This is a genomic window from Flavobacterium piscis, assembly GCF_001686925.1.
GTDB classification, from domain to species: domain Bacteria; phylum Bacteroidota; class Bacteroidia; order Flavobacteriales; family Flavobacteriaceae; genus Flavobacterium; species Flavobacterium piscis.
The window spans coordinates 193,350-219,163 of the sequence record NZ_LVEN01000042.1; the positions used below are offsets into that span (position 1 = coordinate 193,350).

Annotated in this window: 23 protein-coding genes and 2 tRNA genes; 17 read left to right on the plus strand and 8 right to left on the minus strand. The window is 34.1% G+C overall.

Annotated elements, in window-relative coordinates; genetic code table 11:
• Window positions 1-69 precede the first annotated feature (69 nt).
• On the plus strand, window positions 70-2,265 hold the full coding sequence (gene recQ, locus FLP_RS18255) for a DNA helicase RecQ (protein ID WP_065450932.1): 2,196 nt from the start codon (window positions 70-72) through the stop codon (window positions 2,263-2,265).
• Window positions 2,266-2,332: 67 nt separating this feature from the next.
• Here the strand turns inward: recQ and FLP_RS18260 are convergent, their stop codons facing one another.
• On the minus strand, window positions 2,333-2,572 hold the full coding sequence (locus FLP_RS18260) for a hypothetical protein (protein WP_065450933.1): 240 nt from the start codon (window positions 2,570-2,572) through the stop codon (window positions 2,333-2,335).
• A gap of 286 nt (window positions 2,573-2,858) precedes the next feature.
• Between FLP_RS18260 and FLP_RS18265 the strand changes: the two genes are divergently transcribed.
• Both FLP_RS18265 and FLP_RS18270 read left to right on the plus strand, forming a co-directional pair.
• Window positions 2,859-4,418, plus strand: a complete 1,560-nt coding sequence (locus tag FLP_RS18265; RefSeq protein WP_065450934.1) for an NAD(P)/FAD-dependent oxidoreductase — start codon at window positions 2,859-2,861, stop codon at window positions 4,416-4,418.
• 8 nt (window positions 4,419-4,426) lie between these two features.
• Window positions 4,427-5,518: a DUF6630 family protein gene (locus tag FLP_RS18270; protein WP_065450935.1), complete on the plus strand. Its 1,092-nt coding sequence runs from the start codon at window positions 4,427-4,429 to the stop codon at window positions 5,516-5,518.
• A gap of 107 nt (window positions 5,519-5,625) precedes the next feature.
• Here FLP_RS18270 and FLP_RS18275 read toward each other — a convergent pair whose 3' ends face one another.
• The 3 genes from FLP_RS18275 to msrB form a co-directional block, all read right to left on the minus strand.
• Window positions 5,626-7,029, minus strand: coding sequence for an aminopeptidase P N-terminal domain-containing protein (locus FLP_RS18275; protein ID WP_065450936.1), 1,404 nt, complete (start codon window positions 7,027-7,029; stop codon window positions 5,626-5,628).
• 220 nt (window positions 7,030-7,249) lie between these two features.
• The gene (gene msrA, locus FLP_RS18280; RefSeq protein ID WP_083195903.1) at window positions 7,250-7,867 is read right to left on the minus strand and encodes a peptide-methionine (S)-S-oxide reductase MsrA; all 618 of its coding nucleotides are present in this window, start codon (window positions 7,865-7,867) and stop codon (window positions 7,250-7,252) included.
• Window positions 7,868-7,874: 7 nt separating this feature from the next.
• Entirely contained in the window at window positions 7,875-8,429 is a 555-nt protein-coding gene (gene msrB, locus FLP_RS18285; protein WP_065450937.1) for a peptide-methionine (R)-S-oxide reductase MsrB, read from the minus strand.
• Between the two features lie 295 nt (window positions 8,430-8,724).
• On the opposite strand from msrB, the gene idi reads away from it, so the two are divergent.
• The 8 genes from idi (at window position 8,725) to FLP_RS18325 (ending at window position 12,563) form a co-directional block, all read left to right on the plus strand.
• Window positions 8,725-9,252 (plus strand): isopentenyl-diphosphate Delta-isomerase, encoded by a 528-nt coding sequence (idi, locus tag FLP_RS18290; protein WP_065450938.1) that lies wholly within the window; start codon window positions 8,725-8,727, stop codon window positions 9,250-9,252.
• 22 nt (window positions 9,253-9,274) lie between these two features.
• Window positions 9,275-9,685 (plus strand): 6-carboxytetrahydropterin synthase, encoded by a 411-nt coding sequence (locus FLP_RS18295; RefSeq protein WP_065450939.1) that lies wholly within the window; start codon window positions 9,275-9,277, stop codon window positions 9,683-9,685.
• A 3-nt stretch (window positions 9,686-9,688) separates the two neighbouring features.
• Window positions 9,689-10,147 (plus strand): peroxiredoxin, encoded by a 459-nt coding sequence (locus tag FLP_RS18300; protein WP_065450940.1) that lies wholly within the window; start codon window positions 9,689-9,691, stop codon window positions 10,145-10,147.
• Between the two features lie 52 nt (window positions 10,148-10,199).
• Window positions 10,200-11,168: a type I phosphomannose isomerase catalytic subunit gene (locus tag FLP_RS18305; protein WP_065450941.1), complete on the plus strand. Its 969-nt coding sequence runs from the start codon at window positions 10,200-10,202 to the stop codon at window positions 11,166-11,168.
• A 57-nt stretch (window positions 11,169-11,225) separates the two neighbouring features.
• Window positions 11,226-11,492 (plus strand): hypothetical protein, encoded by a 267-nt coding sequence (locus tag FLP_RS18310; protein ID WP_026982865.1) that lies wholly within the window; start codon window positions 11,226-11,228, stop codon window positions 11,490-11,492.
• 78 nt (window positions 11,493-11,570) lie between these two features.
• Window positions 11,571-11,644: transfer RNA gene (locus FLP_RS18315), tRNA-Thr, on the plus strand.
• A gap of 72 nt (window positions 11,645-11,716) precedes the next feature.
• A tRNA-Thr gene (locus tag FLP_RS18320) sits at window positions 11,717-11,790 on the plus strand.
• 314 nt (window positions 11,791-12,104) lie between these two features.
• Window positions 12,105-12,563: a DUF5362 family protein gene (locus FLP_RS18325; RefSeq protein ID WP_065450942.1), complete on the plus strand. Its 459-nt coding sequence runs from the start codon at window positions 12,105-12,107 to the stop codon at window positions 12,561-12,563.
• Between the two features lie 152 nt (window positions 12,564-12,715).
• On the opposite strand, the gene FLP_RS18330 is transcribed toward FLP_RS18325, so the two are convergent.
• On the minus strand, window positions 12,716-13,435 hold the full coding sequence (locus FLP_RS18330; RefSeq protein ID WP_065450943.1) for a DUF4369 domain-containing protein: 720 nt from the start codon (window positions 13,433-13,435) through the stop codon (window positions 12,716-12,718).
• A 176-nt stretch (window positions 13,436-13,611) separates the two neighbouring features.
• A complete protein-coding gene (gene htpG / locus FLP_RS18335; protein ID WP_065450944.1) occupies window positions 13,612-15,495 on the minus strand; it encodes a molecular chaperone HtpG in 1,884 nt (627 codons plus the stop codon).
• A gap of 203 nt (window positions 15,496-15,698) precedes the next feature.
• On the opposite strand from htpG, the gene FLP_RS18340 reads away from it, so the two are divergent.
• The 3 genes from FLP_RS18340 (at window position 15,699) to FLP_RS18350 (ending at window position 17,977) form a co-directional block, all read left to right on the plus strand.
• Window positions 15,699-16,199, plus strand: a complete 501-nt coding sequence (locus FLP_RS18340; protein WP_065451190.1) for a lipocalin family protein — start codon at window positions 15,699-15,701, stop codon at window positions 16,197-16,199.
• A 26-nt stretch (window positions 16,200-16,225) separates the two neighbouring features.
• Window positions 16,226-16,921 carry a YiaD family glycine zipper/OmpA-like lipoprotein gene (locus FLP_RS18345; RefSeq protein WP_065450945.1) on the plus strand — a complete coding sequence of 232 codons (696 nt, stop codon included), beginning with the start codon at window positions 16,226-16,228 and terminating at the stop codon, window positions 16,919-16,921.
• A gap of 105 nt (window positions 16,922-17,026) precedes the next feature.
• Window positions 17,027-17,977 (plus strand): ABC transporter ATP-binding protein, encoded by a 951-nt coding sequence (locus FLP_RS18350; protein ID WP_065450946.1) that lies wholly within the window; start codon window positions 17,027-17,029, stop codon window positions 17,975-17,977.
• An 85-nt stretch (window positions 17,978-18,062) separates the two neighbouring features.
• On the opposite strand, the gene FLP_RS18355 is transcribed toward FLP_RS18350, so the two are convergent.
• The gene (locus FLP_RS18355) at window positions 18,063-20,474 is read right to left on the minus strand and encodes an alpha/beta hydrolase family protein (RefSeq protein WP_065450947.1); all 2,412 of its coding nucleotides are present in this window, start codon (window positions 20,472-20,474) and stop codon (window positions 18,063-18,065) included.
• A 264-nt stretch (window positions 20,475-20,738) separates the two neighbouring features.
• On the opposite strand from FLP_RS18355, the gene FLP_RS18360 reads away from it, so the two are divergent.
• The 3 genes from FLP_RS18360 (at window position 20,739) to FLP_RS18370 (ending at window position 23,243) form a co-directional block, all read left to right on the plus strand.
• Window positions 20,739-21,746: a 3-oxoacyl-ACP synthase III family protein gene (locus tag FLP_RS18360; protein ID WP_065450948.1), complete on the plus strand. Its 1,008-nt coding sequence runs from the start codon at window positions 20,739-20,741 to the stop codon at window positions 21,744-21,746.
• Window positions 21,747-22,058: 312 nt separating this feature from the next.
• Window positions 22,059-22,382 (plus strand): GIY-YIG nuclease family protein, encoded by a 324-nt coding sequence (locus FLP_RS18365; protein ID WP_065451191.1) that lies wholly within the window; start codon window positions 22,059-22,061, stop codon window positions 22,380-22,382.
• 189 nt (window positions 22,383-22,571) lie between these two features.
• Window positions 22,572-23,243: a copper homeostasis protein CutC gene (locus tag FLP_RS18370; RefSeq protein ID WP_065450949.1), complete on the plus strand. Its 672-nt coding sequence runs from the start codon at window positions 22,572-22,574 to the stop codon at window positions 23,241-23,243.
• Window positions 23,244-23,334: 91 nt separating this feature from the next.
• Here the strand turns inward: FLP_RS18370 and FLP_RS18375 are convergent, their stop codons facing one another.
• Entirely contained in the window at window positions 23,335-25,749 is a 2,415-nt protein-coding gene (locus FLP_RS18375; protein WP_065451192.1) for a TonB-dependent receptor, read from the minus strand.
• Window positions 25,750-25,814: the final 65 nt, after the last annotated feature.

Genomic DNA, 25,814 nt, shown 5'->3' on the forward strand with positions numbered 1-25,814 from the left:
TGTATGTATAAAAGAAAGTTGTATCTTTATGTGTTGCAAATTTATACAAAATATCCATTAATATAAAGAATGAATTCAAACGAAATTGAAATACACAAGGAATTAAAGAAGTATTTCGGCTTTAGCCAATTTAAGGGTTTGCAGGAGCAAGTCATTACGAGTATCTTAAACAAAAAGAATACATTCGTAATCATGCCTACTGGCGGTGGAAAGTCTCTTTGTTATCAATTACCCGCTTTAATTCAGGACGGAACAGCTATTGTTGTTTCTCCTTTAATTGCTTTGATGAAAAATCAGGTTGATGCCATTAGAAGTCTTTCTTCAGAAAACGGAATTGCACATGTCTTAAATTCCTCTCTTACTAAAACAGAAATCGCACAAGTAAAAAAAGATATTACTTCTGGATTAACCAAACTTTTGTATGTAGCGCCGGAATCTTTAACCAAAGAAGAATATGTAGCTTTTTTACAAAGCGTACCTATTTCGTTTGTAGCTATTGATGAAGCACACTGTATTTCAGAATGGGGGCATGATTTTAGGCCTGAATATCGAAACCTGAAAAATATAATCAAACAATTGGGGCAAGTACCTATAATTGGTCTTACCGCAACTGCAACTCCAAAAGTTCAGGAAGACATTCTTAAAAACCTGGACATGTCTGATGCCAATACTTTTAAAGCATCATTCAACAGGCCGAATTTATACTACGAAGTTCGGACAAAAACTAAAAATATAGAATCGGATATTATTCGGTTTATCAAACAACATAATGGCAAATCAGGAATTATTTACTGCTTAAGCCGTAAAAAAGTAGAGTCGATTGCCGAAGTTTTACAAGTAAACGGAATCAGTGCGGTTCCTTATCATGCAGGTTTAGATGCTAAAACACGAGCCAAACATCAGGATATGTTCTTGATGGAAGACGTAGATGTCGTTGTAGCAACAATTGCTTTCGGTATGGGAATTGATAAACCAGACGTTCGTTTTGTAATACATCACGATATTCCAAAATCGCTCGAAAGTTATTATCAGGAAACGGGTCGTGCCGGTCGTGATGGGGGAGAAGGACATTGTTTGGCTTATTACTCTTATAAAGATGTAGAAAAGCTGGAGAAATTCATGTCCGGAAAACCTGTTGCCGAACAAGAAATAGGTTTTGCTTTATTGCAGGAAGTGGTGGCTTACGCCGAAACCTCAATGTCGCGCAGAAAATTCTTATTGCACTATTTTGGTGAAGAGTTTGATAGCGAAACCGGTGAAGGTGCAGATATGGATGACAACGTTCGTAATCCTAAAAGTAAAGTCGAAGCGAAAGATCAGGCTGTTAAATTGCTTGAAATTGTTCGTGATACTAAACACATATATAAATCAAAAGAAATTGTCTTTACTTTAATAGGTAGGGTTAATGCTGTAATAAAAGCGCATAAAACCGATACGCAATCCTTTTTTGGTTCAGGATCAGACCATGACGAGAAATACTGGATGGCATTATTACGACAAGTTCTTGTAGCGGGATATTTATCTAAAGATATCGAAACTTACGGTGTGGTTAAAATCACAAAAGAAGGTTTGAACTTTATTAAAAATCCAGTATCCTTTATGATGTCTGAAGATCATGAATATAATGAATCTGAAGATGAAGCAATTGTAACCGCAGCAAAATCATCAGGAACTGCTGATGAAGTTTTAATGGGGATGTTGCGAGAACTGCGTAAAAAAGTAGCCAAAAAACTGGGAGTTCCTCCTTTTGTTGTTTTTCAGGATCCTTCTCTCGAGGATATGGCTCTAAAATACCCAATTACTTTAACTGAATTATATAATATTCACGGTGTTGGTGAAGGAAAAGCAAAGAAATATGGTAATGATTTTGTAACTCTGATTAATCGTTATGTAGAAGATAATGATATTATCCGTCCAGACGATTTAGTGGTAAAATCTACCGGAGTAAATTCAGCAAATAAATTGTACATTATTCAGAATATAGATCGAAAATTATCCCTAAATGATATTGCATCTGCAAAAGGACTTTCGATGGATGCTTTGATCAAAGAAATGGAACAGATTGTTTACGCTGGTACAAAACTAAACATCAAATATTGGGTTGATGATATGCTGGATGACGATCAGCAAGAAGAAATTCACGATTACTTCATGGAATCAGAATCAGATAAAATCGAAGACGCTCTTAAAGAATTTGATGGTGATTATGATATTGATGAATTAAGGTTGATGCGAATTAAATTTATCAGCGAGGTAGCAAACTAAAAAAGTTTATAGTCTCAGTTTACAGTCTCAGTCAGAACTGTAAACTGTGACAGAAAACTGCGACTGTTTACTCTTCAAATACTTCCCCCCGATGCGGTTTTAAAGCATCTCTTACCTGAATCATATTTTCATCGGTTACTACCATAAAAGCGGTAGCATGCATGTCGTTTACAATTTTAAACCCCGTTATATTTAACGGAAGTTTTTCTATGGTGATATATTCTTTCAAATGAATTTCGTGATGTTCAGCTGTTTTTGCGGAAGCCGGACCACGAAAATCCCAAATCAATTTTATTTTTCTAGACATTATTTTTTACGTGCAAAGGTTGATAGGCACAAAGGTACAAAGTCTATTTTGAAAAAAAGGTACTGAGGTTCTGAGATACTATCCCGATAGCTATCGGGACTGAGTTTTTTTTCTGTATAGACGCAGAGTCGAAAAGAAAATAAAAAACTTTGAGCCTTCGCGCCTTCGCGAGATTAAAAAATAAAACTTAGTGCACTTCGCGGTTAATTATATAAAGTCATTGCAAAATAGTATTTTTGCATGTTCTTTTCATAAATAGAAAAGCTAATTGAATAAATAAGATACAATGCCAAGAGAACTTTTACTTCAGGTAACTCCGGAAATAGCAGCAAACGAATTGTTGCTAAAAGACTATTTGTCTAAACAAATAAAGGTTTCTCCTAAGGAAATTCAACATATTTCTATTTTAAAACGTTCTATTGATGCGCGTCAAAAAGCGATAAAAATCAATTTGAAAGTTATTATTTATCTGCAAGGCGAAACTTTCCAGGAAACTAAAATAGCGCTACCTATATATAAGGATGTTTCTTCGGCTCAGGAAGTGATTGTCGTGGGCGCAGGTCCGGCAGGACTTTTTGCTGCTTTGCAATTAATAGAATTAGGCTTAAAGCCAATAGTTATCGAACGCGGAAAAGATGTTCGAGGACGTAGACGTGATCTAAAAGCAATAAATGTAGATCATTTGGTAAACGAAGATTCTAATTATTGTTTTGGAGAAGGCGGAGCAGGAACTTATTCTGATGGAAAATTATATACACGTTCTAAAAAACGTGGCGATGTAACCAGAATTTTAGAGCTTCTTGTGGCTTTTGGAGCTTCAGAAGATATTTTGATAGAAGCGCATCCGCATATCGGGACAAATAAATTGCCGAAAATTATAGAAGATATCCGAAATAAAATCATCGAATTTGGAGGTCAGGTTTTATTTGATACACGAGTAACTGATATTCTGGTAAAAAATAATGAAGTTGAAGGAATCGTTACTCAAAACGGAGACAAGATTCTGGCTAATAAATTGATCTTAGCAACCGGACATTCGGCTCGTGATATTTTTGAATTGTTAGATAAAAAGAAAATTTTTATCGAAGCAAAACCTTTTGCTTTGGGAGTTCGTGCAGAACATTCACAAGAATTAATTGATAGTATTCAATATAGTTGCGATTATCGTGGCGAACATTTGCCTCCTGCACCTTATTCGATTGTAAAACAAGTAAACGGCCGCGGGATGTATTCGTTTTGTATGTGTCCTGGAGGTGTAATTGCACCTTGTGCTACAAGTCCGGGCGAAGTAGTTACAAACGGCTGGTCGCCGTCTAAACGCGATCAGGTTACGGCAAACTCCGGAATTGTGATTGAGCTGAAATTGGAAGATTTTAAGCCTTTTGCAAAATTTGGTGCTTTGGCCGGAATGGAATTCCAAAAAAGTATAGAACAAAAAGCTTGGCATTTGGCTGGGGAAACTCAAAGAGTTCCTGCGCAGCGAATGATCGATTTTACCCAAAATAAAGTTTCTTCAGATATACCAAAAACCTCTTATGTTCCGGGAACGACTTCGGTAGAAATGGGACAGGTTTTTCCTGGGTTTTTATCTCAGATTTTACGCGAAGGCTTTAAAGAATTTGGAAAATCGATGCGTGGTTATTTGACTAATGATGCTATTTTGCATGCGCCGGAAAGCAGGACTTCTTCACCGGTTCGTATTCCGAGAGATCCAATTACTTATGAGCATTTGCAAATAAGAGGCTTGTATCCGTGTGGAGAAGGAGCAGGATATGCGGGCGGAATTATATCGGCCGCTATTGATGGTGAAAAATGTGCTTTGATGATTGCTGAAACTTTAAAATAATATATCATATGAAAGACTTCTTTTCTAATTTATTTGGTCGAAATAACGATCCAAAATCAATTGTTTCTTTTGATGTTATGGATGCCATTTATTCTTATTTGTATAATGAGGATAATAAACTGGAATTTAAAATAAAAGGAATTCATGATACTGTTTTGGTGAATTTATATTCATTTCCCGGTTCATTTAATTATGAAGAAGCACAAAATGAAATTAAGAAAGCGGGTTTTAAAAACGCCTACGAAGTATTAAACGAAATTTATAAAAAGATCAATATCGGACCCGTTTCAGAAGAGCAAATGCTTCAGGAATTAGAGTACGATTATATTCATATTCAGTTTTATACAGAACCAACTCCGGAAGCGAAAAAATACCTGAAACATGTTTTGCATAATTTCGTTATCTTTTTTTGCTGTACCAATAGTTTAGAAACTAATGATTTTAGAATGCTCTATAATAATAGTTTTTTTATGGATTACACACAAGGAATTTTAGAAACGGAATCTATTGATATAAAGGAGCCTAAAAACGATACACAGAAAATAGGATTTAAAGAGTTTGAAAGAGTTTTACAGGGAATTTGTGAATATTTAGAAATAGAATTGCCTGAAGATATCGAACTTCCTTCGCAAGAAAAGCTATTGCCAGAAGAAGTTGAGGTTACACAGGAAACTTTTGAAGAGTTTATAAAATTGGTTTCAAGAGGAGATGTAGATGAAAAATTGGTTCAAAAACAAGCAAAGAAACTTTTAAAGAATTTTAAAAAAGGTCATACAGAATATCATGATATTGTGAAAGGGCAATGGGATTTTTTCGAAAGTATCGATGCATGGAACAGCGACTGGAAATTTGATCCTGAAGATGCTGAATATTTTATCTCAGAAATGATAGGCGAAGATCTTAATTTCGATTATCCGGAAGAAACCTATAGTCATGATTTGTTTCCTTATATTCAATCGGCTTTAGAAAGAAGAGGTCTTGAATTAATGAGTTACGATACCCACGGAGATAATTATTTGTTTTTTGTGGCGAATAAAAATGACGTTCCCAGAATTTTACAATTGTCTGAATTGACTAAAATTGAGGTGGATAGTTTGTAAATATACCGACAGATTATAAGATCAAAAATATTTTCGCCACGAATTTCACGAATATACACTCATTAATTTGTGCTAATTCGTGAATTTAGTGGCGAAAAAAAATCTAATTATATCTTAGGAAATTTCATTTCGTTGAAAGTACTTTTTTGAGCCGCTAATTTTTCGACATCCTGCCATTTTCTAGGAGATTCTGCTGATAAATTTTCGTATGAATCTTTTGTGATGGCGATATCATCTTCGATACGGACGCCAATATTCCACCATTTTTTATCGCATTTGCTGTTTGCAGGAATATAAATTCCGGGTTCAACGGTGAGCACCATGTTTTCTTTTAGATTACCCATATAGTTTCCTTTGTCATGAACATCTAAACCAAGAAAATGCGAACAGCCGTGCGGATAATATATTCTGGCATCTTTAGGATCTGTGATAATGCCAAGTTTAATTAATCCTGACGCAATAACTTCTCTGGATCTTTCATTTAAATCCTGAATTGGCGTTCCTGGTTTGCAAATTTTAAAAACCTCTTCCTGCGATTCATATACCAATTGATAAATGGCTTTTTGTTCTTCGGTGAATTTTCCGTTTGCGGGAATTGTTCTGGTAACATCTGCAGAATAACCGTGATATTCAGAACCCACATCCATCAATAATAATTGGTTGTCGATTTTTGTAGCGTTATTTTCTCCGTAGTGCAGGATGCATCCGTTTGCGCCGGCACCTACAATTGGCGGATAACCTTCGCCTTCGGCACCGTAGTGTCTGTGAACGTAAGCGTGAATTCCGTCGGCTTCATTTTCGCTCATATCTGGTCCAGCGGCTTTCATAACTTCGTTATGCGCAATGCAGGAAAGTTTTACAGTTTTACGCATTAACTCCATCTCTTCCGGAGTTTTTATTTCTCTAAGCGAATTGGTAATATTTGTAAATAAGTCATTTGATGCTGTATTTTGTTGTATAATCGCAGCTTTGGTTTTAAAGTTTTCCAATAAACCATACAGGTCAAATCCGCTTTTGTCATTGCCAATATCTGTGGGGATTTTATCGTAAATTATCTTGTCGAACTTTTTAAAATCGATTTTAAAATCTTTGAAATCTTTCCCGTTATAAACGGTGGTAAAACCTAGTTTAGATTTTGCGCCTTCGGTTCCTAATCGTCTTCCTGTCCACGTTTCTTTTGACGCATTTCTTTCTCTTACAAAAAGAACTTCATTGTATTTTTCTGTTCCCTGAGTTTCTTTAAAAATGAATAAAACAGCATCAGGTTCTTTATATCCTGACAAATAATATAAATCAGGATTTTGATGATAATTATAATTAATGTCTTTTGAGAATACTCTTTCAGGATAAGAAAAAACAACAGCTACAGAATTTGAGGGCATTAGATTTCTAAATGCTTCCCTACGGCCTATATGAAATTCTTTCGAAAGATAATCTGTTGGTAAATTCTCCTGAGATTGAATTTGAGAAGTTGTAATGAATAAGGCAAAGAATAAAAATAATTGCTTCATTTTGTGGTTTCTAATTGGTTTTGTGGTTGCAAATTACAAAAAATATGAATTGCTATTGGAGAAAAAAGTTTGCCACGAATTTCACTAATCTCCACTAATTTTTTTCTTTAGAATGTTTAATTTTAATTCGTGATAATTAGTGAAATCCGTGGCAAAAAAAATAAAAAAAAACCGTTCACTTTCATGAACGGCAACTATTATTAACCAATATAAAAGTCTGTTATTTCTTTTTTAATTTGTCTTTAAATACTTTTTCGAATTTTTCTATTTTCGGCTGAATTACCATTTTGCAATACGGTTGACTCTTGTTGTTTGCATAATAATTTTGGTGATAATCTTCGGCTTTATAGAAAACTTTAAAAGGTTCTACTTTTGTCACAATTGGACTGTTGTAGACTTTTGCTTTGTTTAATTCTGCAATAATGCTTTGCGCTGCTTTTTTCTGTTCTTCATTTTTATAAAAAATAACAGAACGATATTGAGTTCCAACATCTGCCCCCTGACGATTTAATGTTGTTGGATCATGAACGGTAAAGAAAACCTGAAAAATTTCATTGATATCAGTTTTTGTTTTGTCGTAGGTGATCTGAACCACTTCGGCGTGACCGGTGGTTCCCGTGCAAACTTCTTCATAAGTAGGGTTGGCTACTTTTCCTCCGGAGAAACCCGAAACTACAGATTTTACTCCGTCTAAATTTTCGTAAACAGCTTCAACGCACCAATAACAGCCTCCGCCAAGTGTTATTGTTTCAAGGTTTGAAGCACTTTTTGCTTTGGTATTTTGTGCAAACCCGTTCAGGGATAATGCAAAAATGGCAATCAGAAATATATTTTTCATCGTTGTTTTATTTAGAATCAGGAACAAAGTCAAGTGCGATCGAATTCATGCAATAACGTTTTCCGGTTGGTTCCGGTCCGTCATCAAATAAATGACCTAAATGTCCGCCGCAACGTCCGCATAGCGCTTCGATTCTTTCCATTCCCACAGAGTTATCATTTTGGTATACTACACTTTTTTTGTTGTCTTGTTCAAAAAAGCTTGGCCATCCGCAACTGCTGGCAAATTTTGCTCCGGAACGAAAAAGTAAGTTGCCGCAAGAAGCGCAATAGTATGTTCCTTTTTCATCTGTATTCCAATACTTTCCGGTAAAAGGTCGTTCGGTATCTGCATTTCGCATTACGTCATAAACATCTTCGGGTAATACTTTTTTCCACTCAGCGTTACTCACATTGAGTTTGGTTGTATCTGTATTCGAATAATATGGATTTCCGGTTTTGCTGATTTTGTTTTCCATTACTACTGTTTTGGTATTTGTTTTTTTTGCGCTTTGTCCGCATGCCTGTAAAATAAAAAGCGGAATTAAAAAGCAAAGACTGAAGATTTGGGTTTTTGTTTTCATTGTTTTTGAGTGCTTTAATTCTGTGGTTTCAAAGATACAACTAGATTTCGCGTTGAAATCCTGTGGATTGTACAATTGAGATTTTTTTAAGTATGTTTTAACTTTTATTATGTACGTAAAACATTCAGTTTTAGTTTTTACGGCTTGTTTTTAAAGGATTTTTTAGCTTGAATGATCTGTATTTTGTTGTGAATCAGTTTTTTGTAAAATGCAATGCTCGTTAAACTTTTCACAATCTCCGCTAGAATTTTCAAGCCATTTCTTTTTTCGTATTTTTGTTTGATCAATAAGCCTTATGACAGAAGAAAACGTAATATTAGTAAATCAAAACGATGAGCAGATTGGTTTAATGCCAAAATTAGAAGCACATGAAAAAGCAGTATTGCATCGCGCTTTTTCGGTTTTTATTCTAAATAATAAAAACGAAATTATGCTGCAGCAACGCGCTCATCAAAAATACCACTCGCCTTTACTCTGGACCAATACATGTTGCAGCCATCAGCGTGAAGGTGAAACGAATGTTGAAGCCGGAAGCAGAAGATTGTTTGAGGAAATGGGTTTTAAAGCCGATTTGAAAGAACTCTTTCATTTTATTTATAAAGCTCCTTTCGATAATGGTCTAACTGAGCATGAACTAGATCATGTTATGATTGGTTATTATAATGATGATCCGGCCATCAATCCTGAAGAAGTCGAAGACTGGAAATGGATGAAGATAGAAGATGTAAAAGCTGATATTGAGAAACAACCTGAAATTTATACCGTTTGGTTTAAAATAATATTTGATGAATTTGATCATTATTTAGAAGATCATAAGCTTTAACCCAGACTAACCAACCACCAAAATGAAAGTAACCATATCAAGAAAAGCGCATTTTAATGCTGCACATCGATTGCACAGAAAAGATTGGACATTTGAAAAAAACAATGCTGTTTTTGGAAAATGTAATAATCCCAATTTTCATGGTCATAATTATGGTTTAACAGTAAGTGTTACAGGAAAAATTGACCCGGAAACTGGTTTTGTTTTAGATGTGAAAGTATTAGCGGATATTATACTTGAAGAAGTAGAGATTCCGTTTGATCACAAAAACCTGAATCTGGATGTTCCGGAATTTCAGGATTTGAATCCAACTGCAGAAAATATTGCTGTTGTGATATGGAATAAAATTAGAAAAAGAATTCAGCCCGATTTTGACCTAGAAATCGTTTTGAATGAAACGGATCGTAATTTTGTAACTTATAAAGGAGAATAATAAATGTCACTAAAAATAGGAGATATAGTTCCGAATTTTACTGCAAAAGATAGTCATGGAGAAGTTTTTGAAAGCCAAAGTGTTTTGGGTCGAAAGCCTATAGTGATTTATTTTTACCCAAAAGATAATACGCCAGGATGTACTACTGAAGCTTGTAGCTTTAGAGATCAATATGAAGATTTTAAGGATCTTGGTGCTGAAGTTATTGGTATAAGCAGCGATAGTGTAAAATCACATCACAAATTTGCCAACAAACATCAGTTGCCTTTTATACTCTTATCTGATCAGGATAAAAAATTGCGACACCTTTTTGGGGTTCGCGATAACTTATTTGGTCTTTTGCCAGGAAGAGTAACGTATGTGATTGACAGAAACGGTGTTGTTATTTTGATTTTTGATAGTATGAATGCCGGAAAACACATCCCGAAAGCACTTGAAACTGTCAAAGAATTAGTATTGTAGAAAAAAATATCAGATCGATATTATATTAATAAAGATATTAGCCTAAGAAAACATGAGTATAAAATCATACCCTTTACAATTTGAGCCCATTTTAAAAGATAGAATCTGGGGAGGAGAGAAGCTGAAAACAATTTTGAATAAACCAATTACTTCTAAAATAACCGGCGAAAGTTGGGAATTGTCAACCGTAGAAGGTGATGTAAGTGTTGTTTCTAATGGAGTTTTGAAGGGAAAATCATTAATGGAACTTATTGATGAAATGCCAAATGAAATTCTGGGAACAAAAGTTTACGAACGGTTTGGAAAACAATTTCCGTTGCTTTTTAAATATTTAGATGCACGTGAAGATCTTTCGATACAAGTACATCCAAACGATGCATTAGCAAAAGAACGTCATAACTCTTTTGGTAAAACCGAAATGTGGTATGTAACGCAAGCTGATGCCGATGCGAGAATTATTGTTGGTTTTAAAGAAAATTCCAGCAAAGAGGAATACTTAAAACATTTAGAGGATAAAACGCTGGTTTCGATTTTAGATACTGTAAAAGCAAAATCCGGCGACGTTTTCTTTTTAGAAACCGGAACCGTTCATGCTATTGGTGCAGGATTGGTAGTAGCCGAAATTCAGCAGACATCTGATATTACATACCGCTTATACGATTTTGATCGAAAGGATGCTCAGGGAAATACAAGAGAACTTCATGTAGATTTAGCTCTTGATGCTATCAACTATAATAAGGTAGAAACGCAGAAAAAATATGAGACAAAAGTAAATACTTCGAATACAGTGGTAGATTGTCCTTATTTTACCACGAATTTTATTCCTTTAGACAATAAAGTTGAGGTGGCTAAATCAGGAGAAACTTTTACGGTTTATATGTGTATCGAAGGGAGTTTTGAAATTGAATATGAAGGTTTCAAACAATTGTATATAAAAGGAGATACGGTTTTGGTTCCGGCTGAGATAAATGCATTTATTTTGAACGGAAAAGCTTCTATTTTAGAAATTTACATTTCATAGCGCTTAATAGAAAGATTATGTGTACTTTTGCAGTCGCAAATTAAAATTAAAATAAAAATGGCAAACGTTAAAAATTTAAAGAAAGACATCAACTTCGTATTAGGAGATATTATTGAGGCAATTTACTTATTCGAAATGTCTACAACAGGAAATCCTACTCCAGAAACGAATGCTTTGATCGATCAGGCTATCGCTGCTTTTGATACTTTGATCACAAAAGTGAATGCTAAGAACGTTGAAAATAAAAAAGCGCACTTTAAACAAATCAATGTTGAATTGGAAGAAACTGCTAATCAATTGATTGCTAAAATCAACGAATTGTAAGCAAAAAAAAGTATAAAAAAGTGCAAATTTATTTTGGTAAAACGAAAAACCGCTTTATATTTGCACCCGTAATGAGTCGCCAGCGTAGCTCAGTTGGCTAGAGCAGCTGATTTGTAATCAGCAGGTCGTGGGTTCGAGTCCCTCCGCCGGCTCAACAAAACCATCACTTTTAGTGGTGGTTTTTATTTAAAAAAATAGCAAATTATTTGCATCCGTAATGAGTCGCCAGCGTAGCTCAGTTGGCTAGAGCAGCTGATTTGTAATCAGCAGGTCGTGGGTTCGAGTCCCTCCGCCGGCTCAACGTAAAACCATCACTTTTTAGTGGTGGTTTTTTTTTGCCCGAAAAACAAAAAAGAGAAATTCCAATATTTAAAAATTCTAAATTCCAAATGATTGAGATTTTTGAATTAAAATCCTTTAGTTTCAACTTTGAGATCGAATGGTAAAATTTATTATTATCTAAAAGTTAAGGCCTTTGGAGCGAATTGTTTTATTGCAAGTATGATTGGGATTTTGAATTTTAATGTTATTATTTAATTGGGAATTTGCTTTGATGAAAAATTGTAACCATATTTTTCTTATGTTTGTTTCTTAACCAAAACATATTTAACAATGGAAGAAAATTCAGTTTTTGAAAAATTTGAGTTGCAACTCGATCAATCTGCAAAAGACTTTTTAAAAGAAACCGCAAAATGGGCCTACTTTTTATCAATAGTAGGATTTGTAGGTATTGGGCTTATCATGCTAATTGCAGTTTTTGCAGGAACCTTTTTCGCAGCGATGGGAAGTATGATCCCGGGAGCGAGCGCTATGGGAGGTTCTTTTGGGGTAGTAATAGGAATTGTGTATTTTATTATTGGAGCAATTTATTTCTTCCCGGTTTATTATTTATTCAAATTTGCATCTAATGCAAAAAAAGCGTTTAGAGATAACGATACTGAAGCACTAACCAGCTCTTTTGGGTATTTGAAATCTCATTACAAATTCCTTGGTATTTTTACGCTTGCTATTTTAGTATTGTACGGATTAATATTTATCCTTTCTATGTTTGGAGCTTTGTTAGGAAGATAAAATGAAATAAAAATCAAATCTTTAAAATTTCAAATTCCAATTTAATTATAAAGTTGATTTCGTTATAGTTTGGAATTTAAAAATTTGGAGTTTACTATAAATAAAAAAGTCCTGAGATTTCTCAGGACTTTTTTGTTTTTGTCAATGCTGTATTATTGTTTTTGTTGCTCTTTTTTAATGTCGGCAACATATTTTGTTAGTTTTTTTCCGTAAAGAGATTGCGCTACTTTTGGCGTCATTGATTTTTGAATTGTATCAAGGAATTTAACATTGATGTCGTAAATCTCAGATAAAGCAATATAAGGGGCTATTTCGTGATCTTTATTGTTAAGAGCAAAGTTTGTAGCATACAAGTATTTTCTTTTGATGTTAGATTCTTGTTTCGTGTTTATACTATCAAGTGCTTTTTGGTCTTGTCTTTTTGTAGCTTTAAATCTTGATTCTACCAAGGACAGATTTTCATCATTAAAACGAGAGTTTATTTTTTTATATTCATCATATAGTTCCTGATTTTTAGATCCGGTAATTTTGGCATTATAGATAAAGTTGTCTAAGTTGGTGTCGATATTAATATTACCAGGTTCAGCAAAAAACAAAATGTTATTGTCTAATGAATTGGTAACGCCACGATCCAGGTATAAATAAAGTACCTCTGGAGATTCCAGTTTAATGTCGCTTTCAAAAGAAGAGTCTCCGTCTATTTTAATGCTGTCAATAGCTACAAGAGAGGTATCAACGATTCTTTGAATGTATAAGGTCCCGTTTTTTAATCCTTTTATATTTCCTGTAAGGTGCAAGTTGTCGGTAGATTCTTTTTTGCTACAAGATGCTAATACTGCGAGTGTAACAAAAGCAATAATTGATTTTTTCATTGGTTTTTTAGATTTTGCTGCAAAATAAAGAAAATAGTTTGAATGTAATGATGTAGCGTTTAATTTTTCCGAAAAATAAATAACAATCTATTTTAAGGTTTTAGAAATAAAAGCATAAAAAAAAATCCTGTTAGCTGAGCTTACAGGATTTTTAAATATTTATTCGATTAAAAATATTATTTAATCATTTCAAAACTTCTTTTTACGAACGCCGTTAAAGCTTCTCCTTTTAAAAGGTTTTGCGATAATTTAGCAAGATCTAAAGCTTGTTTTACCAAGTGTTCCTGATGTGTTTTGTCTTCAGTATTCAAAATGTTGGTTGCCAAATCAGAGTTGGTATTTACTACCAAATTGTACATTTCCGGCATATTACCCATTCCGAACATTCCTCCACCGCCAGATTGGCTCATTTCTTTCATTCTACGCATAAATTCAGGCTGCGTGATGATAAACGGAGCAGCTTGACTATCCATAGCTTCTAGTTGTACACTATACGCTTTAGGGATATAAGCTTCTAATGAAGTTTTTAAAGTTTCTTTTTCTTCATCAGATAATTTAGAAATCGTGTTCTCATCTTTTTTGATCAAATTATCAATATGATCAGAATCTACACGTACAAAAGTTACATCTTTATTGTCACCTTCAATTTTTTGAATCAAGTGCGAAATAATAGGAGAATCTAAAAGTAAAACTTCGTATCCTTTTTCTTTAGCTGTTTCAATATAAGAGTGTTGTGCTTCTTTATTTCCAGCGTACAGTACTACCAGTTTTCCGTCTTTATCCGTTTGGTTTTCTTTTAGTTTCTCTTTTAATTCTTCAAGAGTAAAGTAAGTGTCATCAACCGTTGGGTATAAAACAAATGCACCTGCTTTTTCGTAGAATTTATCCTCAGAAAGCATTCCGTACTCTAAAACGATTTTAATATCGTTCCATTTAGCTTCAAAATCAGCACGGTTTTCGTTGAATAAAGCTTTTAGTTTATCAGCAACTTTACGAGTGATATAGTTAGAGATTTTCTTAACTGCACCATCCGCTTGTAATCCTGAACGAGAAACATTCAATGGGATATCCGGTGAGTCAATAACTCCTTTTAACATTGTCAAAAATTCAGGAACAATTCCTTCTACGTTATCGGTAACGTAAACCTGGTTTTGGTACAATTGAATTTTATCTTTCTGAATTTGCATATCAGATCCTAACTTAGGGAAATACAAGATTCCTGTTAGGTTGAATGGATAATCTACATTTAAATGAATGTGAAACAACGGATCCTCAAATTGCATTGGATACAATTCTCTGTAGAAGTTTTTATAATCTTCATCAGATAATTCAGTTGGCTGTTTTGTCCAGGCCGGGTTTGGATTATTGATGATGTTGTCAGTTTCAACAGTTTCATTTACGTAATCTTCAGGAGCATCTTCCGGTTTTGGAAGTGTTTCTGTTCTTGTTCCGAATTTAATCGGAATAGGCATAAACTTGTTGTACTTGTTTAATAATCCACTGATTTTTGAATCTTCTAAAAATTCAAGAGAATCTTCGGCAATATGCAGGATGATTTCTGTACCACGTGAAGTTTTGTCAGCCGGCTCTAAAGTAAATTCAGGGCTTCCGTCACATGTCCAGTGTGCAGCTGGTTCGTCTTTGTATGATTTTGTAATGATTTCTACTTTTTCAGCCACCATAAAGGCAGAGTAAAAACCAAGACCAAAGTGTCCGATAATACCAGAATCTTTTGCAGAATCTTTGTATTTATCAAGGAATTCTTCGGCTCCTGAAAAAGCAACCTGATTGATGTATTTTTCAACTTCATCAGCTGTCATCCCAAGACCCTGGTCGATAATGTGAATTTTTTTTGCTTCTTTATCGATTTTCACTTCGATAAAAGGATTACCATATTCAACTTTGGCTTCTCCAATACTAATTAAATGTTTTAGCTTTAAAGTAGCATCGGTTCCGTTCGAAATTAACTCACGTAAAAAGATTTCGTGATCGCTGTACAAGAACTTTTTGATTAAGGGAAAGATGTTTTCTACCGAAACATTAATTTTACCTGTTGTCATATTTTTTTAATTTTTTAGTTTAATGTGATGATTCTCATTTCTTCAAATAGAATACCAATTGCTTTTTTAGTGACAAAATGTCGCAAGTGTTAATTCTGAAAGAAAATAATCAGATTGTAAAACAAATGATATTCTTATGAATTGTATCTTTGTGGTATAATAATTGTTAAATAAGTAAGTATTAACTTAAATAAATGTACAAAATGAAGAAAATTATTTTCATTTGCATGATCGCCACGATGTTATTCGCGTGTAAATCAGCTTCGACAACAGCTTCAACAGAAGGCACTTCGCTATCGACTAAACTTGATAAATCTACTCAAGTTGCTCTTAAAGGAAATTGGGTTTTAACCAATGTTTCTTATCCCGGTTCTGAATATATCAAAGTAAATTCTTTTGATCTTGCAGATTCTAAATGCTTTATTGGTAGTACATGGAGTTTTATTTCAAATAACAATAAAGGTACGATGGCACTAACTGCGCCAAGCTGTACCGGTTTTAGCTCGCCAATCGTGTGGAGTATTAACAATCAGGGACTTTTTGTTCTTAAAATTCTTAATGCTGGTGAAAAAGCGAAAAAAGTAAGAGATGGTTACTTATTAAAAGTTGCTGGTGTTACTGAAAGTTCTTTTCAGTTAATCGATAATATTAATGTTGGCGGACAAGTTAAAGACGTTGTTTACCAATTTCAAAGAGCTAATTAAAATTAAAAAAATATAAAATTTATAATATGAAAAAGATAACAGTTTTAGGTTTGAGCAGTTTACTTGTATTGGTAAGTTTCTTTACAAGTTGCGATTCAGTAAAAAACGCAAATAATACTCAAAAAGGCGCAGGAATTGGTGTAGTTGCCGGTGGTCTTATTGGAGGTATTTTAGGAAATAATTTAGGGAAAGGCGGAAACGCTGCTTTAGGTGCTGCAATTGGTGCTGCTGTAGGTGGTGGAACTGGAGCTCTTATTGGAAACAAAATGGACAAACAAGCTCGTGAAATCGATCAGGCTTTACCAGGAGCTTCTGTAGAAAGAGTAGGTGAAGGAATCCATTTAACTTTAAATGAAAATTCTGTTCGTTTTGATACAAACAAATCGACTTTAACAACTCAGGCAAAAGCAAATTTAGATAAATTAGTTCCTGTATTTAATGAATACGGAGATACTGATATTCAAATTTTTGGTTATACTGATAATACAGGAAAACCAGAATACAATTTGACACTTTCAGGACAAAGAGCTGCATCTGTTCAAGCTTATTTAGCTTCAAAAGGACTAAAATCAAGTCGTTTCAAAACTTCAGGTTTAGGAATTGCTGATCCTATTGCAACTAATGATTCTCCTGAAGGAAGAGCCCAAAACCGTCGTGTAGAATTTTCTATTACTGCAAACGACAAAATGGTAAATGATGCAAAAGCAGAAGCTGGAAAATAAGTTTCAAACGCAATAAAATTTCTTAAAAGCTGTTTCATATTTGAAGCAGCTTTTTTTTGACTTTAGAAATTAAACATTGTAAATTTGTGCTTTCAAACATAACCCATGCTCGACATTCAAAATATCTCTTTTTCGTATACCGAAAACCCTGTTATAAAAAACGTTTCTTTTACTATCAATAAAGGAGAAAATATTGCTATTATTGGTGAAAGCGGCTGTGGAAAAAGTACGCTTCTTAAATTACTGTATGGTTTATATGATTTAAATGAAGGCAAGATTTTTTATAACGAAAAACCTATTTTAGGCCCTAAATACAATTTGATTCCGGGAATGCCTTATATGAAATATCTGGCACAGGATTTTGATTTGTCTCCTTTTGAAACTGTTGCAGAAAACGTTGGTAAGTTTCTTTCGAATGGTTTTGCGAACATGAAAAAACTTCGTGTTCAGGAATTGTTGGAAATGGTAGAAATGGAGCAATTTTCGAACGTAAAAGCGAAGTTTTTAAGCGGAGGTCAGCAACAAAGAGTGGCGCTGGTAAGAGTTCTGGCTTTAGAGCCGGAAGTCATTTTATTGGATGAACCTTTTAGCCAAATAGATGCTTTTCGTAAAAATGCCTTACGCCGAAATTTATTTAAATATTTAAAACAAAAGGGAATTACCTGCATTATTGCAACCCATGATAGTACCGATGCCTTATCTTTTGCAGATGAAGCGATTGTGATGCGAAACGGAGAAGTTATTGTAAAAGACAATCCGGTAAAAATTTACGAAGATCCTGAAACTAAATATGTAGCTTCATTGTTTGGAGAAGTAAATGAAGTTCCTACTCATTTATTACTTTCTTATGAAGATCAAACGCATAAGACTTTGGTATATCCGCATCAGTTTAAAATGGTCAATGAATCGAATTTGCCGGTAAAAATTAGAAAAACTTATTTTAGAGGAAATCATTATCTGATTGAAACGGTTTATAAAAGACAATTGGTGTTTTTTGAAAGTGAAATCGATTTGCCTCTTGAACAGGAAATATTTTTAGGTTTAAACTATTTGTAATTAGATAATTTTCTAATCTTAAAATACAAAACCCGACAGAATTTAAATTCTGTCGGGTTTTTTTATTATCGAAAATAAATGAAATTTAGTTTTTTAAATACTTCTCTAAAAATTGATCTTGTTCCCAAAGTAGGTGTAAGATGTTTTCTTTGGCAACATAACTATGTGCTTCTTTAGGTAAAATTACCATTCTTGTAGTGGCTCCCAAACCTTTTAGTGCTTGGTAATAACGCTCTGTTTGCAAAGTAAAAGTACCTGGATTATTATCAGCTTCACCATGAACTAATAAAAGCGGCGTTTTCATTTTGTCTGCATTCATAAAAGGAGACATTGCAGTATAAACCTCAGGAGTTTCCCAATAATTACGTTGTTCGCTTTGAAAACCAAATGGAGTTAAGGTTCTGTTGTAAGCACCACTTCTCGCAATTCCGCAAGCAAACAGGTTAGAATGTGTCAATAAATTAGCAGTCATAAAAGCGCCGTATGAATGTCCTCCCACCGCTACTTTTTTACGGTTGATATATCCTAAAGCATCTACAGCATCAATAGCAGCTTCGGCATTGGCTACCAATTGAGGTATAAAGTTGTCGTTAGGTTCTGTAGTTCCTTCGCCAATAATAGGAAAAGCAGCATCGTCAAGAACCACATATCCTTTGGTTACCCAATACACAAATGATCCGTAATAAGGAAACGTAAATTCGTTTGAGTTTTGAGTCGATTGGCCTGCACTGTTTTTGTCTTTGTATTCAGCCGGATAAGCCCAGATTAACAACGGTAGTTTCTCTTTTTTGACTTTGTCATAACCGGCAGGTAAATATAAAGTTCCGGAAAGTTCAACACCATCTTTACGTTTGTATTTAATAACTTCTTTACTTACGTTTTTAATACTTTCAAAAGGATTTTGGAAAGATGTAATTGGCGTAAGGCTATTTTGTTTTTTAATATTTCTGAAATAATAATTAGGATAGTCACTTTTAGACTGAATCTGAACTAAAACTTTTCCGGTTTTAAAATCTTCGATCCCTAATAAATCTTCTTTTTTGTCTTTATAAGTCGAAGTGTAAAGGCGTTTTGACTGTAACGTTTTTAAATTAAATTCATCAATAAAAGGGAATTGTCCTTCTTTTGTATATCCTTCGCCAATGCGATATGCATTTTCTTTTTCGATCGCTAACACATATTTATTGTATTCATTCTTTTTAGTTTCAAAAACTCCGGGATCTGAGTAAACATCTTGCTGGTTTCTGTCTGTAATAACTTTTGGCTGCTGGCTTGGGTTAGACGGATTTATTAAATACGTTTTTGTATTACGGGTGTCGTACCATTCGTCAGTAAGGAAAGCAGTATTATCGTTACCCCAAACTATGTCGTTGTAACGTTGAGGTACTTTTGCCAAAGTTGTTGCATTATTGGTAAAAGGCGCATCCCAAAGAAAAACTTCGTCTCTAAAATCAACTTTATTTGCTGGATCTCCTTCATCAAGAGCTACAACATAAGATAACGTAGCCGGTTTGTCGTTTCTCCAGGCCATTTCTCTTTTTCCTTTTCTAACGGCCATAAAACCTTTAGGAATTATTTCGTTTAAAGGAACTTCATTAACCGTTTTAATTTCTTTTCCTCTTGCATCATAAACAACTGTTTTAGATGGAAATCTGTATAGAGGTACCACATATGAAAATGGTTTCTGAATAGTAGTTAACATAATATAATTACCATCTGGTGAAATTCTTTCTCCCGCATACATTGCCGCTTCTTTAAACAGAGTCGCAGTTCCGTTAAGGCTGACTTTGTACAATTCTGAAGTAATGATATTTTCAAAATTAATTTCGTCATTTTGATTTTTCAACATATCAGGATAGGTTCTGTTTTGAGATTTTGCACCTGATGTACTTGAAATAATTGGACCTGTTGGTAAATCTTTTTTAGAATCTAATAAAGGCTTTCTGTTTTTAGGAAGCATTTTTACCAGGATAGTTTCACTGTCTAAAAACCAGCTAAACGGATTACCAAGATTTGCATTAACAGTGGCATCGGTAAGTTTTGTTGCTTTTGCCGTTGCTACATCTACAACCCAAAGTTCTACGCCTGAATTTGTAGTATGCGAAAACAAAATTTTCTTATCATTTGGCGACCATGAAATGTTGCTTATTTTAGCATTTTCAGGCAACCCTGCAACTTGTGTTTCGTTTTTTGAGCTAATCTTTCTTAATTTAAGATTGGTAGTATAAGTAACCGTACTAGATATATTAGTTACCGGATTAATTCTCAGTCCACCTAAACGAAGCTCTTCCTGGTTTAAATCGTCTAATGTTTTATAGGTGTTTCTGTACATTAGTAACATGGTTTCCTTTTTAGTATCCATAGATACTGTTGGAGCTCTTTGGTAATCGGCTAGATCTAGTATAGATTTAGAAGGTTTTTGATAGGTTAGGTTTTCCTGAGCAAAGGCAAAAAAGCCCATGTTTAGAAATAAGAGGAGAGTAACCTTTAATTTCATAATTTGAATTTTAGGAGTTTAAAAAAATGCTTTTCATAATGTTTGACTAAAGTACTTTAAACTTGTTACATTTTATACGTTATTTTTCATACTTTTCAATGTTTTGGTATGAAAACTGTTTTTTCGTGATACAAATAGCTTCAATTGAATTTATAATTGAAGTATATTAAATTGCCAATTACGAAAAAAACACTAATTTGTACGCTAATGATTTAAAGTATACTTAAATTTGCAATCGAATTTTTTAATAAATAATAAAACAATATGTATCACTCAAAAATAGCGGGCTTAGGATATTATGTTCCTTCAAATGTTGTGACCAATGATGATTTGTCTAAGATTATTGATACCAATGATGAGTGGATTCAGGAGCGCACGGGAATTCAGGAACGCAGACATATCATTCGTGGAGAAGATACCACAACTTCAATGGGAGTAAAAGCAGCTAAAATTGCGATAGAACGTTCTGGCGTAGCCAAAGAAGATATTGATTTTGTAGTTTTTGCTACATTAAGTCCGGATTACTATTTTCCAGGACCCGGAGTTTTGGTACAACGCGATTTAGGATTACGTACCGTAGGAGCATTAGATGTTAGAAATCAATGTTCTGGTTTTGTTTATGCTATTTCTGTTGCAGACCAGTATATTAAAACCGGAATGTATAAAAATATTTTGGTGATTGGTTCTGAGGTACATTCTACAGGATTAGATATGACAACCCGCGGACGTGGAGTTTCGGTAATTTTTGGAGATGGAGCAGGAGCAGCGGTTTTAAGCCGTGAAGAAGATCTGACAAAAGGAATTTTATCTACTCACTTGCATTCAGAAGGACAACATGCAGAGGAATTAGCTTTGCAGGCACCTGGAATGGGAGCGCGTTGGGTAACCGATATTTTGGCAGATAATGACCCAAATGACGAAAGTTATTATCCGTATATGAACGGACAATTTGTATTTAAAAATGCAGTAGTTCGTTTTGCAGAAGTAATTAATGAAGGTTTAGAGGCAAACGGTTTACAAGTTTCGGATATTGACATGTTGATTCCACATCAGGCGAATTTGAGAATTTCACAATTCATTCAAAACAAATTCAAATTGACGGATGACCAAGTGCATAATAATATCCAGAAATACGGTAATACAACTGCAGCTTCAATTCCGATTGCTTTGACAGAGGCGTGGGAACAAGGAAAAATCAAATCAGGAGATACGGTTGTTTTAGCCGCTTTTGGAAGTGGTTTCACTTGGGCAAGCGCTATTATTAAATGGTAAATTAAATTCATCTTGCATTATATTTTAAAACCTGCTCTAAAAAAGAGCAGGTTTTTTTATACACATTCATTTGTCAGGCTGAGCGAAGTCGAAGCCCTTGTTCCCATTGGGGCGCCCTTCGACTTCGCTCAGGGTGACAGTTGATTAGCAAATAGATTTTTATGAATCACGTTTGTCAGTCTGAGCGAAGTCGAAGACCCGTTGCTATTTGGAGCATCTTTATACTTCGATGAGAATCAACATTCAGATAGGAAGATCTTGGAGTTTTTGAGTAAATTTTCTTACTTTTATATGTTTTTGAAATCAAATAAGATGAAAAGATATTATGTTTATATATTAAAATGTTATGATGACAGTTATTACACTGGAGTTACAAATGATGTAGACAGGAGATTAAATGAACACCATTTTGGTTTAAATAAAGAAAGCTACACATATAGTAAAAGACCTTTGAAATTAGTTTTTTGCACCGAATTTAATGATATTAATCAAGCTATTGCATTTGAAAAGCAAGTGAAAGGATGGAGTAGAAAAAAGAAAGAAGCGATAATAAATGATAGATGGGAAGACTTAAAAAATCTTTCAGAATGTTTAAATGAAACTTCTCATAAATATTATAATAAAAAAGATGTTTAGTATCAACTAGCCTTCGACTTCGCTCAGGATGACAAATGTACTTACAAGTAATTTAATACTCTTTTGTCAGGCTGAGCGGAGTCTAAGCCCACGTTCCAATTGGCTAGCTTTTTACTTTGAGTATGCGATTTTGATTTTTAATTAATATTTTTGTTAAGTGAGAAATGATAAAACTTCTTTTTAATCAAAATGAAAAAAAATCAACTGGAAATAGCGTGTTTCAATTACCAATCGGCATTAATTGCAGAGGAAAGTGGTGCAGATCGAATTGAGCTATGCGAAAATATGCAACTTGGCGGAACAACGCCCAATGCTGTTTTGGCGGTAAGAGTTCGAGAAAAATTATCGATTAAAATGCATGTTATCATAAGGCCTCGCGGTGGAGATTTTGTATATACTGATGAAGAATTTGTAGAAATGAAGCAGGATATAAAACACTTGAAAAAATTAAGTGTTGACGGTTTTGTTTTTGGAATTCTTAATCCTGACGGAAGTGTCAATAAAAAGCAAAATCAGGAATTAGTCAATTTGGCAAGTCCGCTTTCCTGTACTTTTCATCGTGCTTTTGATCATGTCAATTCGATAGAACAAGCCCTTGAAGATGTTGTTGATTGTGGTTTTAAAACCATCTTAACTTCTGGTCACGCAACAAGTGTTGAAGAAGGAATCGATGATTTAGAAATGATTCAGAAACTTGCAAAAGACCGAATTGAGATTATGCCCGGCGGAGGTTTACGATCTTCGAATATTAAATTGTTACAGGAAAAATTAGAACCTACTTTTTATCATTCATCAGCCATTACAGATAATTCTGAAACAGCAAATCCGGAAGAGATAAAAGAATTGCGGAATTTTTTATAAGCAATATATAAAATAAGAAAAGCCTGAAGTTGGCAAACTCCAGGCTTTTCTTTTCTACAAGAACTATTAAAATCTACTACTAAAAGTGGGATTAAAACATTCCGCCACCACCTTTATTAGTGTTGTCTTCTCTTTGTTTACGTTCAAGATTTTTGATTTTTGCTCCACCAAAATTATAGGTTAACCCTAAATAAACGGTTTGGCTTTCCCATGTAAATTGTCCTGCCTGAGGATAAGGATACATCGTATCAAAAGCATATTTCATAGTATTGAATACGTCATTAAAACGTAAACTAATGTTCATCTTGCTGTCTAACAATGTATAACGCGAACCTATGTCCATTTTGTACATTTCATGGTTGTTATTTTGCAATCCATCAACAGCACCTCTGTAAAATCCGAATAATAAAAAGCTTAAGCGCTTGTTTACTTTGAAGTTTGAGTTCATACGACCGTTGAATGCAGCAACGGTAACTTTTCTTTCAATCGGATTACTGATCTTTGTTGCCGGATCATATAAAAACACAACTCCTTGCTGATTGATACTTGAGAAATCGATAGATGGAGAGATGTCCCACCATTTTGTTATCTTATAATTGAAAGAAACTTCGAAACCGTAAGAAGTATTATGATCATAATTGGTAAAAGTCATGATCTGTTTGTTACCACTTGGATCTGTATCGTCCGGATATAAAATTCTGCTAATTTGGTCGTTGATGCTTCTATAGAATACGCCTGTTGTAAAACTTCCTTTTTCGAAAGTTTTAGTATAATTTACTTCTACAGAGTTCGTAAATTGAGGTCTCAATTCAGGATTTCCTAATGAAGTTACTAACGGAGTAGAAAATTCACGAATAGGTTTTGTCTGCTCTAAACTCGGGCGGTCTACACGACGGCTATAGCTAAATTGAAAAGTATTTTTCTCATTCAAATTATACGTGAAGTAAGCTGATGGATATAAAGTGATATAATCATCATCAAATTTTTCAAGACCGTGATTTAAATTAGCGGCTACTTTATAGCTTTCGAAACGAGCTCCTAACTGGTAACTGAATTTTTTAAATTTCTGTCCAAAAGTTACATAAGCGGAGTAAATATCCGTGTCGTAAGTATAATTAGAAACCGGAATTTCTGCTAATGGGTTTCCTGTAGTGTAATCGTTATCCGTTTTAGTAATTCTGGCTTCGGCACCTGCTTCAAGAGTCGTTTTCTCGTTTAGCGGATTTACGTAATCAACATTCAAAGTGCTTAATTTACGGGTACCTCTGATATAGTCATCATAAATTACGCTATTTTTAGTATTGTCAATATTTGTTGACTGAGTATCAAAAGAAGCGTATTGTGTTTCTTTATTGTCACTATAATTTCCTTCAACATCCAAAGTATGACCTTCTTTTTTAAAGATGTGTTTGTATGCTAAGTTGTAAGTCCCAACCTGATCCGGACCTGTATATTTAGATTTTTGAAAAACATTCAGTAAATCAGAATCAGCTACATTATTGTAATCAATGTTGGTGTCTACAAATCCTTTTCCGTTAGATTTATTTTGGTTGGTATAAAATGATAAAGTATTATGATCATCAATTAAATAATCCATTCCAATTTTATACAAGTAAGAATCGTTATCGTTTTTAATGTCTAAATTTTGAGTAATGTCCTGATCTAATCTGTTGATGTGTCCTTCATTAAAATAAGTTCCAAAATTCTGACCTACGTTACCAAAGAAATTTACTTTTCCGGTTTTATAATTCAGGTTCAAAGACTGGTTGTATTTTGCTGTTTCACCAAAAGTGATTCCGCCACTGTAACTTCCGTTAAAACCAGTATTGGCATTTTTATGCAAAACGATATTAATAATTCCAGACATTCCTTCCGGATTGTACTTCGCACTTGGATTGGTGATTAATTCAATTTTTTTGATCGAAGTTGATGGAATTTGTTTTAATAATTGAGCAGGATCGATGTTTGATGGTCTACCGTCAATTAATACACGAACATTGTCATTTCCACGAAGTGAAAGTTTTCCGTCCTGATCTACATTTACAGATGGAATATTGTTCATGATGTCAGAAGCAGAAGCTCCGGCAGTGGTCAAATCTTTTCCAACAGTAATTACTTTTCGGTCAATTTTTTGTTCAATTGTCGAACGGTCGCTTACAATATTTACACCTTTTAACTGAGTTGCTTCTTCTTCAAGAGCAGCATTAATTGTAGCTGACTTTTTACTGTCACTCAAAATTAACGACCCAACGTATTTTCTAAATCCAATGTACTGAATCTCGATCGTATAACTTTTTAAAGCTAAGTTTCTAATCGAAAAGCTTCCATTATCATCTGTATTTACTCCCGTAACTACTTTTCCGTTGTCTTTGATTGAAACTGTGGCGTAAGAAATAGGTGCGTTATTCGATTTTTCGGTAATTTTCCCGGACACTGTTCCCGTGTTCTGGGCTTGTGTTGTTGCAATTACCCCCAGTAATGCAAACAGAAAGAATTTTAATTTCATAATGATGTAATGATTATTTTGATTTGATTGATGATGATGATTTGTTTTTTGTTTTTTTAGATTTT